12 protein-coding genes and 1 pseudogene are annotated in these 16,204 nt (G+C 71.0%); 3 read left to right on the forward strand and 10 right to left on the reverse strand.

Features of this window, described 5'->3' with window-relative positions:
• Positions 1–8 precede the first annotated feature (8 nt).
• From VAB18032_RS11875 to VAB18032_RS30015, 3 genes are read left to right on the forward strand one after another with little or no spacing between them, the layout of a single operon-like run.
• Entirely contained in the window at positions 9–1,007 is a 999-nt protein-coding gene (locus tag VAB18032_RS11875; protein ID WP_013733075.1) for a dihydroxyacetone kinase subunit DhaK, read from the forward strand.
• 1 nt (position 1,008) lies between these two features.
• Positions 1,009–1,656, forward strand: coding sequence for a dihydroxyacetone kinase subunit DhaL (gene dhaL / locus VAB18032_RS11880; RefSeq protein WP_013733076.1), 648 nt, complete (start codon positions 1,009–1,011; stop codon positions 1,654–1,656).
• Complete coding sequence (locus VAB18032_RS30015; RefSeq protein ID WP_013733077.1) at positions 1,653–2,483, forward strand: N-acyl homoserine lactonase family protein; 831 nt, start codon at positions 1,653–1,655, stop codon at positions 2,481–2,483. Before dhaL ends, VAB18032_RS30015 begins: the two co-directional genes overlap by 4 nt.
• Before the next feature lie 56 nt (positions 2,484–2,539).
• On the opposite strand, the gene VAB18032_RS11890 is transcribed toward VAB18032_RS30015, so the two are convergent.
• From VAB18032_RS11890 to VAB18032_RS11935, 10 genes and pseudogenes are all read right to left on the reverse strand, one after another.
• On the reverse strand, positions 2,540–3,265 hold the full coding sequence (locus VAB18032_RS11890; protein ID WP_013733078.1) for a FadR/GntR family transcriptional regulator: 726 nt from the start codon (positions 3,263–3,265) through the stop codon (positions 2,540–2,542).
• 169 nt (positions 3,266–3,434) lie between these two features.
• Positions 3,435–4,154 carry a gluconate 2-dehydrogenase subunit 3 family protein gene (locus VAB18032_RS11895; RefSeq protein WP_013733079.1) on the reverse strand — a complete coding sequence of 240 codons (720 nt, stop codon included), beginning with the start codon at positions 4,152–4,154 and terminating at the stop codon, positions 3,435–3,437.
• A 27-nt stretch (positions 4,155–4,181) separates the two neighbouring features.
• Complete coding sequence (locus VAB18032_RS11900; RefSeq protein ID WP_013733080.1) at positions 4,182–5,849, reverse strand: GMC family oxidoreductase; 1,668 nt, start codon at positions 5,847–5,849, stop codon at positions 4,182–4,184.
• Positions 5,850–5,958: 109 nt separating this feature from the next.
• Complete coding sequence (locus VAB18032_RS11905) at positions 5,959–6,483, reverse strand: type 1 glutamine amidotransferase domain-containing protein (RefSeq protein ID WP_013733081.1); 525 nt, start codon at positions 6,481–6,483, stop codon at positions 5,959–5,961.
• Between the two features lie 70 nt (positions 6,484–6,553).
• Positions 6,554–7,267: a cysteine hydrolase family protein gene (locus VAB18032_RS30020; protein WP_013733082.1), complete on the reverse strand. Its 714-nt coding sequence runs from the start codon at positions 7,265–7,267 to the stop codon at positions 6,554–6,556.
• Between the two features lie 349 nt (positions 7,268–7,616).
• Positions 7,617–8,046 (reverse strand): annotated as a pseudogene (locus VAB18032_RS30025) (asparaginase domain-containing protein); the annotation flags it as partial.
• A 412-nt stretch (positions 8,047–8,458) separates the two neighbouring features.
• The gene (locus VAB18032_RS11920; protein ID WP_013733084.1) at positions 8,459–11,218 is read right to left on the reverse strand and encodes an FtsX-like permease family protein; all 2,760 of its coding nucleotides are present in this window, start codon (positions 11,216–11,218) and stop codon (positions 8,459–8,461) included.
• Positions 11,215–14,376: an FtsX-like permease family protein gene (locus tag VAB18032_RS11925; RefSeq protein ID WP_043723915.1), complete on the reverse strand. Its 3,162-nt coding sequence runs from the start codon at positions 14,374–14,376 to the stop codon at positions 11,215–11,217. Before VAB18032_RS11925 ends, VAB18032_RS11920 begins: the two co-directional genes overlap by 4 nt.
• An 8-nt stretch (positions 14,377–14,384) precedes the next feature.
• A complete protein-coding gene (locus VAB18032_RS11930) occupies positions 14,385–15,107 on the reverse strand; it encodes an ABC transporter ATP-binding protein (protein ID WP_013733086.1) in 723 nt (240 codons plus the stop codon).
• A complete protein-coding gene (locus VAB18032_RS11935; RefSeq protein WP_013733087.1) occupies positions 15,104–16,033 on the reverse strand; it encodes an ABC transporter ATP-binding protein in 930 nt (309 codons plus the stop codon). Before VAB18032_RS11935 ends, VAB18032_RS11930 begins: the two co-directional genes overlap by 4 nt.
• Positions 16,034–16,204: the final 171 nt, after the last annotated feature.

Below are 16,204 nucleotides of genomic sequence, written 5' to 3' on the forward strand. Positions count from 1 at the left end.
CGGGCAAGATGCAGAAGATCATGGGAGACGCCACCACGGTCGTCCCCGACTACCTGCGCGGCCTGGCTGCCGCCCATCCCGGCGTCGTCGAGTACGACCCGGTTGACCGCATCGTCGTACGCCGGGCACCAGCCGCCCCGGGCAAGGTCGGGCTCGTCTCCGGCGGCGGCTCCGGCTGCGAACCGCTGCACGCGGGCTATGTCGGGCTGGGCATGCTCGACGCGGCATGCCCCGGCGAGGTGTTCTCATCTCCCGTGCCTAACCAGATCATGGCGGCGACCCGGCGCGCCGACCACGGCGCAGGCGTGCTCTACGTCGTCAAGAACTTCGGCGGCGAGGTGATGAACTTCGGCCTGGCCGCGGAGATCCTGCGGCGTGAGGGCGTCCGGATCGAGAAGGTTCTCGTCGACGACGACGCGTCGTTCCCGCCCGAGCTCGCGGCCCGGCGCCGTGGCCTGGGCGCCGCCGTGCTGGTCGAGAAGATCGCCGGCGCCGCCGCCGAGGAGGGACGCCCGCTCGACGACGTGGCCGCCCTCGCCCGCCGGGTCGTCGGACGCAGCCGAACGTTCGGTGTGGCGCTGAGTTCCTGCACACACCCGAAGACCGGCCGGCGCACGTTCGACCTGCCGCACGGGGAGTACGAGGTCGGCGTCGGTATCGGCGGTGACCGCGGCCACGAGCGCCGGCCGCTGCCGCCGGTCGACGAGATCGCCGATGTCATGCTGAAACGGATCATCGACGAACTGGAGCTGCGGCCTGGCAACCAGGTCGTGGTCCTGCTCAGCGGCCTTGGCGCGACCCCGGCCATCGAACTGTACGGGCTTTTTGCGGCGGTCCGGGATCGGCTTGTCAAGCAGGGCGTCGAACCCGTCCGGAGCCTGGTCGGCGACTACATCACCTCGCTCGACTCACAGGGCGCGCTGCTCACGGTGCTGCATGCCGACGAGGAACTGCTCGAACTCTGGGACCGGCCCGTACACACTGCTTCGCTGCGTTGGGGAGCCTGAGATGACCCTGGTGCTGTCGCAAGACGTCGTGACGACGTGGCTTGAGCGCTTCTGCGCCGACGTCGTGGCGGCCGAGTCCCACCTCAACCAGCTCGACGCCGCCGTCGGTGACGGCGAGCACGGCTCGAACCTGCGGCAGGGCGCGGTTGCTGTCCGCGCTCTGCTTCGAGACCGCAAGTTCGGCGACATCCAGGAACAACTGATGGCCGTCGCGATGGCGATCGTCAACACCGTCGGCGGTGCCAGCGGTGCGCTCTACGGCACGTTCTTCCTGCGGCTGAGTGACGTGGGCGCGGGTCGGAACACGCTGGACCTCGCCGGCCTCACCGAGGGCCTCGGTTCCGCCCTGGCGGGCATCCGGGAACTCGGTGGCTCGGCCCCCGGCGACAAGACGCTTGTCGACGCGATCCACCCGGCCGTCGCCGTGCTTGAGTCGCCGTCCACCGGATCCGCCGGCCTTGTCGCGGCCCTCGACCGCGCCGCCACCGCGGCCGAGCAGGGTCGTGATGCCACCGCGGCAATGGTGGCCAGGATGGGGCGGGGCAGCTACCTCGGCGATCGCAGCCGAGGCCACATCGACGCCGGTGCGACCTCCATGGCAATGCTGTTGCGCTGTCTGCACGCTAGCGCCGAGGAGGTCACATCATGAAGTCCTCGATCACTTCCGTCCATCTCCTCGACGGCGGCGTGCTCGACGTCGAGTCGAGCGTCGTCGTGCCCGGCAGCGGCTTCGGCCGCCGCATCGCCGTACCGGTTCAGATGTTCCTGGTCGGCACCACCTCGGGATACGTCCTGGTCGACACCGGCAACGACCCCGGTGTCATCGACGACCCGGTCGGCACCTGGGGAGCTGACCTGGCGGCGGCCTCCCGCCCGCGGATGCAGCCGCACCAGCACCCGGCCCGGCAACTGGCGCTGCTGGGTCTTGCGCCGCGCGATGTCCGGGCCGTGGTCTACACACACCTGCACCACGATCACGCCGGTGGCGGGCGCGTCTTTCCGCACGCGGTCCACGTCGTGCAGCGCGCGGAACACCGATGGGCGACCAGCCCTGACGGGCACGCGGGCACGGCGTACGTGCCGGCGGACTTCACCGCGACGACGTGGACGCTCGCCGACGGCGACTGGCACATGCTTCCCGGCCTCCAGCTCATGATGACGCCGGGCCATACTCCGGGGCACCAGTCGGTGGTCCTCTGGGACGTGCCGGACCTGGGCAACGTCATCCTCGCCGGCGATGCGATCAACACCGTCGGATGCATCGACGATGGCCTTCCGCCGGGCATCGCGACCGACACCCTCGCGGCCGTGCACTCGATGCACCGGCTCACGGCGCTGGCCGACGCCACGGATGCGCTCGTCGTGACCGGGCATGACATGACCCAGTTCGAGGCGCTACCGAAGGCCCCTGACCCGCTGCGGCGGCCGACCGGCGGCCCGGTCCACCAGGCGAGAAAGATGCTGGATCTGCGCTGACGATTCCGAAAGCGCCGCTGCCGGGACGACCGGCGGCGGCGCTGCGGGCAGGCGCGTCACCGGCGCTCGACCGTCTGCTCCAGATGCTCGGCGATGTCGCGTTCGACATCGCGGATGTGACTCAGCGCCGCGGTCCGGGCGTCCCGCACCCGATGCCCGATGATGGCCTGGCAGAGCGCCACGTGTCCGGCATGTGCGTGCGCTCGACGGCCGGGCAGCTTGATGACCCGGTGGGAGTACTTGAAGAACAGTGGCTCGACGCTCTCCATGAGCCGCAGCAGCAACGTGTTCTTGGTGGCCGCGACGATCGCGCGATGCAACTCGGCGTCGAGCTTGACGAACGCGTCGTCACTCAGTTGCGGGTTCTCGGCTTCCGCCAGGATTCGCTGCAGGTTGCTGGCCTCCGAGGCGGTGATCCGCCGGGCCGCCAGGCTGGCGGCGTCCGGCTCGAGGGACAGGCGGACCTCGAACAGCTCCGGCACGGTGAAGTCGTCGAACACCAGCAGATCGGACAGCTTGGGCATCGCCTTCTTGTCGCTGACGACGAAGACTCCTCGGCCATGGTCGGTCCGCAGCATGCCGTTGGCCTCGACGACGCGAATCGCCTCCCGCATCGAGCTGCGCCCGACGCCGAACCGCTCGGCCAGGACCCGCTCCGGCGGCAGCTTTTCCCCCGGCTTGATGTCGCCACGGGTGATCAACTGCTCCAGCTGGGCTGCGACCGAGTCGGCAACCTTCAGTCGGCGGACCGGCTCGATATCGCCAGGACCGATGCCGGCCATCCTCACGACCCCTTCCATGTAGCGCACGTATGGCCTTACCCGGTGATCAACTCACACATGAATGGTCAGGTGGCCTGAACACACTCTAGCATTGTCCCGCCGCCGCTATCGATGCCAGCCCATTCAATGGTGACGGAGCGGCCCGGACATCTGCCCGGGCCGCTTACATCTACCGGCTTGCCGGCTGGAACGGATGGTCACGCAGATGCGGCACCAACTGCTCCCAGGTGAACTCGCCCTCCATGAAGAACGCACTCGTGTCGTAAGTGCCGTCCATCGTGTCCTTCAGCGACTCCGGGCCGACGAACCCGATGGCCTTCCAGCCCATGTGGTCCTTGTTCCCGCCGTACACCGGGTCGCAGTAGAAGCCCTGCTTCGTGTGCAGGCAGAGGGCGGGAAAGAAGCTCATTCCCTCGTCGAAGGTGCCCTGCAGGAACGTGGTCACCGCTTCCCTCGTGCCCAGGGTGACCTTGGCCGGCTTCGGCGCGCCGGAGACCGCCTCCAGTACGCCGTCCTGCTGATCCTCGGTCAGGTTCTTGAAGTCGGCGTCGTAGCTCTTCCTGGCCACCGCATCGAGGTCGCGGATGCCGTGGCGGTAGGTCTGCTGCATGTCCCACATTCGGGCCCGCCACGCTTCGGCGAACTTGCCGGTCAACTTCAGAAACCCGCTGCCGTCCGCCGCGGCGAAGATGTAGTCGATACCGGACAGGTAGCGGTCGATGAACACCACCACCCGTGCCTCACGCGCCCCGGGGTCGTGGTCGGTGGGCATGATGCGAGCGGTCGCGGCTTCGATCGTCTCCCACTCATGTTCGGTGAAGAACAGCCGTTCGTTCGAATCGGGGTCGATCGGTGCTCCGACGACCTCCCAATCAGCCTTGAGGGTCACAAGTCCTCCTTTCGTGGAACGTGTTGGCTAGGCGACCTTGATGTGCTCTTCGCGGCCCTTGGCGTACGTCTCGACGATGTACTCGCACGCTCGCCAGGCATTGGCCATCATGGTCAGCGTCGGATTCACCCCGGTCGAGGTTGGGAAGCCCGCCCCGTCCACGACGAACAGGTTGTCGATGTCGTGCGTCTGGCACCATTCGTTGAGCACCGACTTGGTCGGGTCGTTGCCCATCCGTGCCGTACCGTGCTGGTGGCACGTATTCCCGGTCATCCGGTCCAGGTACACCGGCACCGTCTTGCGAGCGCCCGCGACCTCCAGGATCTCGGCGTTCTTGTCCACCTGCCATTTGCTCATACGCACGTCGTTCTCGTGCGGCTGGTGGGTGATCCTGGCGACCGGGAGACCCCACGCGTCCTTGACGGTCGGATCGAGGTCGACGCGGTTGGACTCGCGCGGCATGTCGTGCAGGATCGCCCCGATCTTCATCGCGTAGTTGAAGTAGTCACGGTCGGCGTCCTTGAGGGCGCTGCCCCAGCTCGGCCGGCCGGGGAAGACCCAGTTGACCGGATGAACCGTCTGCGAGGCAGAGATCAAACAGCCGCCGATGTGGCCGCGGTCCTTGCCGGTCTCGTAGAACTCGAAGGTGCCGCCGCTGATGTAGTTGCCGGCCCAGCCGTACAGCGGGTCGTCGACCTCCTTGTCGAACAGGCCGACGGCGAAAACGTACTCGTGGAAGGTCGCGTTCTTGCCGACCAGGCCGCTGGAGTTCGCCAGGCCGTCCGGGTGCGTCGCGGAGCGCGACATCAGCATCAGTCGGGCCGACTCGATGGCGCCCAGGCTGAGCACGACGACCTTGGCGTCCTGCTCGACTTCGCGTCCCTCCGGGTCGATGTAGACGACGCCGGTCGCCCGGCCGTCCTTGCCGACCTTGATCTCCCGCACGAAGCACTCGGAGCGCAACTCGAAGTTGCCGGTCGCCACAGCTTCCGGGATGAACGTGGTGAGGGTGTTCGACCGGGCACCGCTCGGGTCGCCGTACTGGTTCCAGAAGCTGGTCTTGTTGAACGGGTCTCGGCCCTTGTGCCGGTTGGTGACCATCGCGTGCGGGATCGGGAAGGCGTTGAACCCCATCTTTTTGGCGGCGTCGTAGAACCGCCGGCCAAAGCGCGTCGGACGCAGAGGCTCGCTCGGGTACGGGCGGCTACGGAACGGTTCGTACTTGTCCGCGCCGGCCACACCGGACACGCCGAACTCCCACTCGACCTTGGTCAGGTAGGGCTCCAGGTGCTCGTAGCGGATCGGCCAGTCGGCGAGGCTCGCGCCCGGCAGGTCGCCGTGCAGCGAGCGCTGGATGAAGTCGGACTCGCGTGGCCGAGGCACCCAACCGGCCCAGTGGTTGGTGCCGCCGCCGACCAGCTGCGGGGTCGGCGAGAACGGAAACACCTCGGCGACGGAATTCTCGTCGTGGCGCAGGGTCCGGGGGAACAGCTTCGGGTCGGGCCACAGATAGTTGCGGTTGACGTACTTGACCTCGTCGCCGGAGTAGTGCTCGTGGGCACGCAGCCAGGGTCCCCGGTCGAATCCGACAACCTTCATGCCTGCCTCGGCCAGCACCTTTACTGCGGTGCCACCGGTCGCGCCGAGTCCGACGACGATCGCGTCGACCGGTTCCGGCTTTGACGAATGGGCCATACCTCTCTCTCCTCTCCTTTCGAACGGGCGCTCGGTGGCAGGGCAGGCCAACGGCGATCACCGGGCCCGTCGGCCGCCAGCCCGGGCCGGCGGCCGACGGGCCGTGCGGTCAGACGCGCCCGAGGTACTCGACAATGGCCCGGCCGAAGTGCGGCAGGTCGACCGGCGTGCGCGAGGTGATGACGTTGCCGTCCTCGACGACCGGCTCGTCTACCCACGTGCCGCCCGCATTCTCGACATCGGTCTTGATCGGCAGATAGCCGGTGATCCTCCGGCCCTTGGTCGCCCCCGCCGAGGCGAGCATCCAGCCACCGTGACAGATCGCGGCGACCAGCTTGCCGGCCTCGTACGCCTCCCGGACCAGATCGATCATCTCTGGGTGCAGGCGCATGTTGTCAGGGGCGAAACCGCCCGGAATGATGACCGCGTCGAAGTCGGCGGCGGAGACGTCCGGCGCGCCGGCGTCCGCCCGCATCGGGTAGTGCTCCTTGCTGTCGTACGACTCCTTGGTGCCACTGCCGATGACCCGGACGTCGGCGCCCGCCTCCTGCAGGCGCAGCAGGGGGTACCAGCCCTCAAGAATCTGGTACTCGTCTTCGATCAGCAGCGCTACGCGCTTGCCGGAAAGCGACATCTCACGTTCCTTCTCTTCGCACTTGCGTTTCTCGGTGGTTCCCACATGAAGCCGGGCCCGGGGATGGCGGTCAGGCGCCGATCATCCGGAGGAACTCGACGCTGGTGCGCACGTCGCCGTGGTTGGCCTGGATGTTGCGCAGGGCCTCCCAGTGCTGGCCGAAGCCCAGCGGCTGCTCGGCGGCACCCGGGATGGACGCCGGAATCGCAGCGGTGGTGTCGGCCAGAACGACCACCTTGAAGTCCTGGTTGTTGCCATCGATGGCGGTGGCGATCTGGCAGTTGCCGGTGGAGAGACCAGCGACTACCAGGGTGTCGCAGCCCGCGCGGCGCAGATACTCGGTCAACGGCGTGCCGTAGAACGAGGAGAACCGGTGCTTGCGCATCACCGGCTCGTCGTCGAGCGGCTTGAGCTCGTTGACCAGCTCGTCGCCGCCGTTGCCCCAGGAGCCGGGGAAGGTAGCCAACTGACCTTCGAGGCCCCACTTGCGGTCGGCGTACCCAGCGTCCTTGCCATCGCCGCGAAGGCCCCAGAGCGACCAGACGACGGGGATGCCCTTGGCGCGGCAGGTATCGAGCACGTTGACTACCGGCTGGACCACGTCCTTGCCCTCCGGCGCGCCGCCGATGCTCGGGATGTACATGGCACCACCGGGCTCGGCACACGCCTTCTGCATGTCCAGGACCAGCAGCATCGTCTTACCCGGGTCAATCGTCGGAGCCACCCAGGTCGACCGGTCGATGACCTTGTCGATGTTCTCGTAGGTGTAGTCGAGTGAAGACATCGATCCTCCTGGCATCTTGTTCGGGCACCAAAGCCACGATTTCGTACGGTCAGGTCACTCGACGCCGAGCGCACGCCACCTCTTCGGCGGCCACAACGATCGATGACCCTCTGATCTGGTGAGCAGGTGGTCTGAACACTAACTCAGTTCAGGGCAGAGTCAAGAGGTGTTTCATCTTGACTTCCGCCGGGTTACAAACTCCTGACCAGCGGTAGTCCAGACGCGGCGCAGCTTCGGTATTCGTGGCGGAGAAGGCTCAACGGGCGGCCAGATGGCGTCGCGGGCCACGCGCAACCATTGACTGATGACCATCAATGCCACCCGAACCGGCCATGGCGCCCAGGCACGTACGCATGGCGGCGTGGATCTCGTCGGCGAGTACGACGAGGCAGCCTTGGCCACGGGCGGCCGGGGATGCAGCGGTGCGGATCGCGGCAAGGAGGTTGGCGGGTCCGTCGGCGCCGGCCATGGTCGGGTTATGCATTGCGCCGGTGACCACTACCGGCTCGGGTCGCTGATGGAGCAGGTCGAGCAGGTACGCGGTCTCCTCGATCGTGTCGGTGCCCTGAGTGACGACCACCCCGGTCGCGCCCGCCGCGATTCCGCTGGTCACCGCGGTGACGAGCGCGACGATGGCGGTGAAGGTCAGGGATGCGCCAGGGCGGCGACGGAAATCCACCACCTCAATGCCGATCCCCGTCGAGGCCAGCCCCGGTACGGCGTCAACCAGCTCCCTCGGACAGGGTGGGGCTGACACCTCCGCCGCTGCTGTGTGTCATGGCGATCGTGCCGCCCAGGCCGAACACCACCACCACCCTCGGCGTCGATGTTGTCGGGGTGGGAGACACAGCGTTCCTTCCAGCGGTCGCGGATTTGTGATGGGCAGGAGCGTATTACGGCAGAGTGCCGATGAAGCGGCATGCTTGGTCGACCCCGTCGAGGGAGAGGAGACGGCTGCGGGCTCGGCGATGCCCGCGAAGCCGTACTGGCCGAGGTCGGCGCAGCGACGTTGCAGCCAGCGCCAATCGAGGCTCAGGTACTCAGCCAGCTGGCGCAACCGTCTCGCTGGCGTGTTCACCGTCATGGACGGAGACTGTGCGGCAGGGCGCGGGCTGACCTCGTGGGCGACCGCGTTACTCCCCGGCGTGCTGGTGGCCCTCGACGTCTTGTCATCGTGGCGGCATGAGCTGATTACTCGCCGGCGCGGAGTACCTCGCTGAGCCGGTCGTGTCGCCGCAGCGCCGCCTCGACCGGGACGACTGCGGTGGCCGCCGCCACCAGCGCCACACCTGTCAGGCAGAGCAGCCACCACGGCAGGACCGTCGCCGGGTCGGCGGCTTGGCCGGTGAGCAACTGTAGCTCGAGCGGGCCGAGCGTCAGCTGCGCGAGCAGGGCCCCGAGTAGCGGGCCGCACACCGCGGCGACCACGACCGGTGGCAGCAGTTCTCCTGCGGCGACCCAGCGGGCGTCGCGTGGCCGCAGGCCGAGGGTCCGCAGTCGGGTCAGGGTCTGCCACCGCTCCTGCGCACCGGCGGCGGCGGCGAGCGTGAGGCCGAGCAGTCCCAGCGCCAGCAGCACCGCGGCGGTCGTCCAGGCCAGCCGTAGTGTTCCTGCGGTCAGCGGCGCCACTCGTTGCGCCTGCAGGACGTCGGTGCGCAGCACGATGTCGGCGGGGACGTCGCTGTCCGACACGGCCTGTGCCGTGCCGGGGCCGGTCACCCAGATGGTGTTGGGAACGGCGGGCAGCCCGGCCTCGGCGAGGGCAGCGGCGTCCACGATGACGACGTCGCCGGCGCCGCCGACGGGGGGCGCGGTGCCGACCGCGGTGAGGCGGATCGTCGGGCCGTTGTCGCGGGACAGTTGCAGCCGCGTGCCGGTGTGCAGGTCGCCGGTGCTCGATCGGACCAGCGCGGGCACGCCGGCGGGGTCAGGTCCGGGTGCTGTGAGCTGGGACAGTGCCGGGGCGTCGGGTAGCGGGGTGGTGGCCAGGAGGCGCCCGAACGCGGCGGCGTCCACGATGACCAGGCGTGGGGTGAACAGTGTCGATTCGGTGAAGAGCGGTGCGGAGTCGGTTACCTGTGCGGCGACGACCTGCTCTATCCCGGGTGCGGCGGCGATGCGTTCGGCTAGTGCGGGGGTCGCGTCCTGGACGTCGCTGCTGATGTCGAGGCGGGCGTCGGCACCGGTGGTGTGCCATGCGCCGTCATCGAGACCTCGGGTGATGGTGGCGCCGACGACAAGTGCGAACGACGCGAGCGCCGTGGCGCTGACGAGCACCAGCAGCGGCAGCGCGCGTGCGGCGGTGGTGGCCGCCCGGGCAGCGCCGAACACGGCCAGCGGGCGGCGCGAGCGCAGCGCCTGTCGGAGGGCGATCCGTAATCCGACAGGCAGCAGCCGCAGCACGACGAGTGCGCCGGCGAGCGCGCCCAGGGCGACGGCGCTGATCGGGAGGACCAGGTCGCCGGTCAGCTCACCGGTGTCGCCGTGGGAGGCGTCGGGCAGGAGTCCGCGCTGGTGCAGGGTGCCGACGGCGGCGACCGCGGCGATCAGCACGGCGGCTTCGACGGCGGCGCGGCGCAGCCGGCCGGTGGTCAGGATCCAGCGCCGAGCGGCCGGGTTGGCGGGTTGGTGTCGGTCGCGGCTGGCGCGGGCGGCGGCGAGGGTGCCGAACGTCGGCCCGGCGACGGCGCCGGCCAGGACCACGGGAATGGTCCAGGTCCAGGAGGCACCGGGTGCGGTGGTGTGGGCGAGTGCGAGGCCGACGGCGGCGGCCGACAGGGACACCACGGTGGACTCGATGATCAGTTCAGCGCCGAGGTCGGGTAGCGCCGCACCGCGTTGCCGGGCGGCGCTCAGCGCCGGGGTACGGCGGCGGACCAGCAGGTCGGCGGCGAGCAGCAGGACCAGTACCGTGGCGGTCAGGACTGCGGCGAGCAGGACGGCGGCCTGGGTGAAAGCGGCGCTGATCTGGGTACGGGCGTCGCGCAGGACGGTGTCGAGCTGCGATTCCCACTTCAGGGAGCCGTCGCGGGCGGCTGATGAGCCGGAGGATGCCTTGAGTTTGACCACCTGGCTGGCGAGCGTCGCGGTGGCGCCCCAGGTGAGCGCGTCGGGTGCGGGGGCGAAGTGGACGGTGCGCCGCAGCTGGTCCTGGTCGAAGGCGAGCCGGGCGTCGGGCAGCGACTCGCGTGACAGCAGGGCGGCGACGCGGGTGGTGCCTGGGCCGTCGGCGCCGGGCACGGGGCGCAGCAGCGCCGGGGCGAGTCGCCAGGCGGGGTCGGCGCTGTCGGCGGGGCGGTAGATCCCACTGATCCGGATGTCCTTGTCGCGTCCGTGGTCGTCCTCGGCCGGGATGCGGTCGCCGGGGCCGACCTGGAGGGCGGCGGCGTCGGCCTCGGAGAGGCCGACCTGCACCGGCCAGGGCGGCCCGTGGTAGGGGATCTCGATGGACCGTTCGGGGATCGTGGGGCCGGGTGCGCTGCCGGCGATCCAGGTCACGTCCGGGCCGCCGAGGTCATCGGCCAGGTAGGTGAGCTGGACGGTACGCGGCAGGTTGCCGTCGGTGATGCGCAGGATCGGGCTGTTGACCACGGCGATGGACGGCAGCAGCGCGGCGTCCAGGTCGGGTCCGAGCGTGTAGGTCGCCCGGGCGCGGAAGTCGTCGACGTCGTCGGCGAGGCGGGATATCCGCAGCCGTCCGCCGGTCGGGCCGGCGTCGCGTTCCCAGTCGGCGTGCACGAGGACGTGCGACTCGTTGCCGGCGCGGCGGACCGTGTCCTGGACGGCGTCGTCGGCGGCGGCACGCAGCAACGCCGGCACAGCCCCGGCGAGCAGCGCGACGACGGCGATGACGCAGGCGGTGAGCAGCAGCGCGCCCGCGTCGGTACGGCCACGGCCACGGACGCTGGGCCAGTGCGGCGCCGGCCACCGGCGGGTCAGCCACCGGTTCACGGCACCACCCGCAGGTGCGCGGCGTCGGCCCGGCGGACCTGGACGCTGACCACCGCGGCGACCGTCAGCAGGCAGCCGGCCAGCAGGACGGCGAGCAGCGCGGCCTCGGCCGGCCACGGCCAGTGCGGTTGGGCGGCCGGGATGGGTGCGGCGCCGGTGTCGGAGCGTACGAGCAGGGGAGCGACGAGGCGGGTGGCGAGTGCGCCGACGGCCGTGCCCGCGGCGAGCAGGGGCAGCAGGATGACGGCGTGCTGGCCGAGGAGTACGGCCCGGATGCCGCGTCGGGTCATCCCCAGGCCTCGCAGCCGCGCCACCTCTACGGCGCGGACCTGCAGATCGCAGGTCACGTGCGCGACGATGCCGGCGAGCAGCAGCAGGGCCGAGGCGGGGACGACGAGCCGGAGTGCGGCGGGCAGCGCGGCGTGCAGCGGGCCGCTGGTGAGACGGGCGGTTTCCGCGTCGCGGGTGGTGACGGTGCCCAGGTGCAGGGCGGTGGCCCGCTCGGCGGCACCGGGGTCGGTGGGGTGGCCGACCCACCAGGCGTCGACCGGGAATGTCAGGTCGCCGGTGACGGCGCGGGCGCGGGACAGCGTGTCCAGGTCGGCCAGGACGGCGGCGGCGCCGGGGGCGGACGGTACGGCCGGCACGACCTCGGTGACGACGATCGGGACGGGCGTGGTGCCGACGGTGATGCTGAGTTGGCTGCCGATGTCGGCGCCGACCGCGGTAGCGAAGCGGGTGCCGACGGCGACGGGCACCGGGCCAGGGTCGGGGAAGGCGGTGGCGACAAGGGTGCGGGCGGCGTCCGCGTCGCCGAGGTCGACGGTCGCCGCCATCTGCAGCGCGGTTCCCGTCGCCGTGGCGGAGAGCACGACGGTCGGGTCGCGCAACTTGGTCGGGATCGGCGGCGCGGACGTGGCCGTCCACGGCGATCCGTCCGCCGATGCGGTGGGCGGCACGGTGAGGGTGACGGCGATGCCGATGGGGCTGCCGACCGTGGCATCGGGGCCGGCGGTGACCGGCAGGGACACCGCGACGAGGTGCAGTCCGTCGGCGGTCGCGCACGCGGGCAGCCGGTGCTCGCGGCCGTCGAGCGGTACAGGGGGACCGGTACAGGGTGTGCGCAGACCGGTGGCGTCCTGCAGCAGCAGCCGGGGTGTCACGGTGAGTGGGATGGGGCCGGTCGCGGTGCCGCTCAGGACGAGTGGGGCGCCGGCTGCCACGGGCAGGCCGGTGACCGGGGTGGGTGGGGCGAGTGCTGCGCCGACGTCCGTCCAGGTGCGGTCGTGGTCGAGGCGTCCGCGCAGCAGCGCGTCGGCGCGGGTGGTGTCGACGGCGACCAGGCGCGGTGCGTCGCCGGCGGTGCCGAGCCACTGACCGACGGCGGTACCCCGGTCGAGGACGGGACTCACCGTGCCGGCGGTGGCTGCGGCGAGGTTCGCGCCGTCGCCGGGCACGGGCGTCGCGTCGAGGGACACTGCCAGGTCGGTGCCGACGGCGAGCGCGGCCTGGTCACGCTGCGACTGGTGCCAGGTGGTGTCGAAGGCGAGACCGAAGGTTGCGGCAGCGCAGGCCAGAGCGACGAGGAGCCCGGCGGCGACGGCCTGGGGTCGGCGGGCGGCCTCGGCGGCCGCCAGCGTCAGCGCCAGCCCACGGGTCCGGTACGCCAGCCGGTCGGTGCCGCGCAGGGCGGGCAGTACCACCCGCAGCGCCAGGGCGGCGCCGGTGGTGAGCAGCAACGCCGGTGCGAGGATGCGGACCGTGTCGGCGCGGGGGCTGGCGGTGGTGGGCTGCGCGTACAGCTGCCACCATGCGGTGGCGGCGAGTGCGGCGAGGATCAGGTCGGCGCCGGATCGGGCCAGCAGTTCGCGGCGGGTGCGGCGGTCCCCGGGTGCCGGACCGGGTCGGATCGCCAGGACGGTGAGGACCGCGGCGAGGACCAGCGCGCCGGCGACGATCGCGAGGACCTGGGCGGCGGTGACGGTCGGCGTGGTGGTGAGGTCGGCGTCGTCCAGGGGAGGCAGGTGGGTCAGGCCGGCGTGCAGGGCCGACGAGGCCGGTATCGCGAGCACGACGGCGACGGCGGCGACGAACCCGCCGTCGAGTGTCGCGGTGGCGGCCAGTTGACGGCGGCTGGTGCCGAGGGCGGTCCGGAGGGCGGTTTCGTCGGCGCGTATGCCGGCGGTCAGCCGGCCGGCGAGGACGAGTGCCGTCGCGGTCAGGACACCGCCGAGGACGGCGATGGCGAGCACGAGGGCGGCGGTGGCGTGCCGTTGGTCGCCGGCGGCGCGCAGGGTCAGCGGCAGGTCGGAGGCGACCCGTGCGAGCCGGACACGGTCACCGAGGGTACCGGCCAGCCGACGGTCCGCGCCGCGGACAGCGTCGGCCACGGTCTGCAGGTCGCGGCGGTGGGCGTGGGACAGGTCCGGATGGGCGGTGACCTCCATCCGGCCGATGGTGGCGCCGGTGGTGAGCAGGTCGGCGAGGTCGACGAGGAACGGGCCGTAGGCGTTGACCGGCTGCTGGAAACGGCCGTCGTGGTAGCCGGTGGCGGAACCTGCCGCGGCCAGCGGGTCGCGGTCCCAGCCGCGCCCCGGCAACGGGCGCACCACACCGACGACGGTCACGTCGATGGCCGGGACGGGATCGTGGGCCAACTCGGCGCCGAGACGCACCCGGCGACCGGGGGTGAGGCCGATCAGCTGGGCGGTGGACTCCAACACCACCGCGTCACCACGCTCACGCGGCCAGCGCCCGGTGACCAGCTCGGCTCGGGTCGGCAGGTCGTCCAGCCCCGACAGGTACGCCTGGGCCGCGACGGTGGTGCCCGGAGCGAGTGCGGCCGGCAACGCCCGCAGCACCGTCGACGCCCGCGCAGTGGTGGTCACCGGAAACGGTGCGAGCGTGGCGGCCAGCACGGCGCGGGTGTCGGCGTCGACGGACTGCGCGTCCGGGCCCTCGACGGTGCCGGTGTAGACGGTCACGTCGACGGCAGCCGGGGCGGCGCGGGCCATGGCGACCTCCAACGCCCGCTCGGTGGTGCGGGTGCTCAGCAGGGTGCAGGTGCCCAGCAGGGTCGCGCCGACGGTGACGACCCCGACGAGGGCCGCCAGCAACGGCCACTGCGCGCGGGCGCGCCGCCGGACGAGCCTCAGCATCGCCCGCGTCACCCCGCGTCCGGCACAGGCTCGTCCGGTTGCCCGGCTGCCTCGTCGTGGAGGTGCCCGTCGTGGATCCGGATCACCCGGTCGGCCAACGCCATCATCACCGGATCGTGGGTGGACACCAGTGCGGTGACACCTTCGGACTCGACCACCCCACGCAGCAGGGCCATCACCGACAGGCCTGTCTCCGCGTCCAGTTGCCCGGTGGGCTCGTCGGCGATCAGGAGCCGGGGCGAGGCGGCCAGCGCGCGGGCGATCGCCACCCGCTGCTGCTGCCCGCCGGACAGCTCGGCCGGCCGCTGCCGGGCATGGTCGGCCAGACCGACCAGCTCCAGCAGCAACTCGACCCGCCGCTCGCGCTCGGCCGGAGCGACGCGGGCCAGCCGCAGCGGGGCGGCGACGTTCTCCGCGGCCGACAGCACCGGGATCAACCCGAAGCTCTGGAAGACGTACGACACCTTCTCGCGCCGCAGCCGGGACAGGCCGTCCTCGTCGAGCGCGGTGACGTCCGCGCCGTCGACGTGCACGGTGCCGGCGTCCGGGCGATCCAGACCGCCGATGACGTTGAGCAGGGTGGTCTTGCCCGAGCCGGACCGGCCGACGAGCGCCACCATGCAACCGGCGGACACGTCGAACGACACACCACGCAGCGCGTGCACGACGGTCGGCCCGGTGCGGAAACGCCGATGCACGCCGCGTACGCGCAGCAGCGGCTCGCTGCTCATTCGCCGTTTCCCGACGGGCGGATCGTGATGTGGTCGGCTTCCAGAGCCAGCCGGACCCGTCGGGTCAGCGCCAGCGCCTGACGGAAGTCGCGGGGCACCTGCACCCGCCCGGCACGGTCCATCACGGCGTACTCCTCGGCGACCATGTGCGTGTCACCCACCGCATCGGTGGTGGTGCGGCGCAGCACCTCGCTGCTGGTACGCCCGTCCCGGATCGCGACGGTCCGCTCGACCTGGCCGCTGACCTCCGGGTTGTGGGTCACCACGACAACGGTGACGCCGTAGCGCCGGTTGACGTCCCGTAGCACGCCGAAAACCTCCGCGGACGTGGCGGCGTCCAACTCGCCGGTCGGCTCGTCGGCGAGCAACACTTTCGGCCGGTTGGCCAGTGCCACCGCGATCGCGACCCGCATCTGCTGCCCTCCGGACAGTTGCCCTGGGCGGCGATCGGCGCAGTCGGCGACACCGAGGCTGTCCAACAGCTCAGCGACACGCTTGCGGCGCTCCTCCTTGCCGGTGCGGGCCGCCGTCATGGGCAGGTCCACCATCTCCCGTGCGGTCAGGTACGGGATCAGATTGCTCGCCGTCTGCTGCCGGACGAACCCGACGGTGTGCCGCCGGTAGTCCACCCGGTCCGCGCGGGACATCCCCAACAGGCTCCACCGGTCGACCCGCACCCGCCCGGCGGTGGGGGCGTCGATACCGGCCAGGATGGACAGCAGCGTCGACTTGCCCGATCCGGAGGCACCGACGACGGCGACCAACTCCCCGCTGTCCACCGTGAGGTCCAGTCCCTGCAGGGCCTGCACCTCGATCGAACCCGTCTGGTAGATCCGCACCAGGTTCTCGCAGACGATGAGCGCGTCCCGGCCGAACTCGGACGCGCGCGCCGGCGGCTGCGGCAGGGACAGCGGTCTGCGGGACATTGCTTCCTCCGTCCGGGTGGCGCCGACGCCGAGCCCGTCTCGGCTGGTGGTCAGGCCCACCGGCCGGGGACAGGGTGTCGCCTGGCCAGTACACATAGCTGCCGATGTGTCGAGAGCCCCGATTGCCCGTGCTGGCCCAGATTGAAGCAGTTTCGCAACCAGCGGCGGCGT

Source organism: Micromonospora maris AB-18-032, from assembly GCF_000204155.1.
Lineage (GTDB): Bacteria > Actinomycetota > Actinomycetes > Mycobacteriales > Micromonosporaceae > Micromonospora > Micromonospora gifhornensis.